Here is a 1561-nt window from a genome sequence, read left to right as displayed (position 1 = left end):
TTCACAGACAATCAAAATCATGCATATAATTAAAATGACATCAAAAAAATGTATATATAAAAAATTTAGTTCATCTACAAATTACGCCCATACGTAAGCTCCTATGATTGGGTCTTCACTAATATTGACTTTAGTTAAAATCCATCCATTACAGCTTTTTGCATTTCTTTCTAACACCATATTCACATCATCTAAACTTGCTTCAAGATATTATGCTATTTTTTGAATTGATGGGAATACCAGAATTCACCAGTTGATATGTTTTGTACGTAGTACATAGTATTTTATTATTTATTATAATTAAAAATAATGCAAAAAACAACAAAAAGACATAAATTAACATAGATTAACGCTAAATATTCCAACAATACAACACAAATTGCTTATATTTGCGACTGATATTTAACATTAAGTCAAACATTTAAAACAAAAAATTATGGTAAGAATTGAATTTTATGATTGCACATACTCTATATTGAGGTGTATTGCAAATGAAGACACAGATGAAGAAGAAATAATTGAGCTTCCGTTGCTTAATTGCGCAGAAGTCTCAATAAATGACGAAGGCTACTACATTGAATTTACGGATGATGAACTTACAAATGATACAGGTTTCAATGTAGAAATAACTAAAGACTATATCAAGAACAAAATTCATCCAGCAAAAGAACCACCATACAAATACAGAATGATAAATGCAGAAAATGGTGCAGGTGGTTCTATAATATTTGAATTAGACATAGATGAAGATGAATTTGACCCAAGCAAAGTAACTATATACGGCAACAAGTCAGACATTGAAGACTTGAATGGATTGTTGTTAGACTACATATATTACGATGGCAAGCAAATATACATAGAAGAAGACAACTATGAAGATGTCTACCAATATTACATGACAGACTATCAATGGGAAGTAGTTGAGAATTAAATGGCTAGAGTTTCACGAGTGACATTAAAACTATATAAAAAGTAAGGGGTTATAAATTATACATCTCACTATAGAAAGTGTCACTCGTGAAACTCTAGCCATCTCTACACTAATTCTAGACTAATTGCATCAAAAAGGTATGCATATTCCTTTGTCTTTAATGTTGCTTTCAATTACTTCAAGTCTGTCTTTGTCTTCTTGTATGTTCTGGTATTGTACTTCTATCTCAATTTTCTTCAATATATACGAGCTTACAAGTTGCATGTCTTTGTTAGCTTTTTCTTCTGATATTGTGGCAAAATACTTAGTCTTTCCAGTATAGCAGTTTATGTAGTTTATTATATACACACCTTCACCTTGGCTCAATATTATTTCAAACATATGAAGTTTTTTCTCTAAAGTCTTGCCGTAAAAATGCAAAACATCACAAAATGTTTCAAACATAGATTTATATTTTATATCACTGCTGTCCTGTTAAGGTCAGAAGATTTTGAAATAATTAGCTAATAGTCAACGTTTTACGAGCAATATTTTGTGTATTCGATTTGATTTTGTATTTTTGCACTCGTTAATAAATGACGTGTGCAATGAACAAAGGTAAAACCATATTCTCTCAGATAATGTCACTGA

At 30.0% G+C, this 1561-nt stretch carries 2 protein-coding genes; one reads left to right on the top strand and one right to left on the bottom strand.

The features are described from left to right. Positions 1-436 precede the first annotated feature (436 nt). Positions 437-931, top strand: a complete 495-nt coding sequence (locus tag CIK99_RS03120) for a hypothetical protein (protein WP_094379677.1) — start codon at positions 437-439, stop codon at positions 929-931. A gap of 129 nt (positions 932-1060) precedes the next feature. Here CIK99_RS03120 and CIK99_RS03115 read toward each other — a convergent pair whose 3' ends face one another. After that, on the bottom strand, positions 1061-1375 hold the full coding sequence (locus CIK99_RS03115) for a hypothetical protein (protein ID WP_144007881.1): 315 nt from the start codon (positions 1373-1375) through the stop codon (positions 1061-1063). Positions 1376-1561: the final 186 nt, after the last annotated feature.

This window comes from Prevotella sp. P5-92, assembly GCF_002251245.1.
Taxonomy (GTDB): domain Bacteria; phylum Bacteroidota; class Bacteroidia; order Bacteroidales; family Bacteroidaceae; genus Prevotella.
The sequence above is the reverse complement of the archived record's forward strand: the minus strand, read 5'-3'. Positions and strand labels throughout refer to the sequence as shown.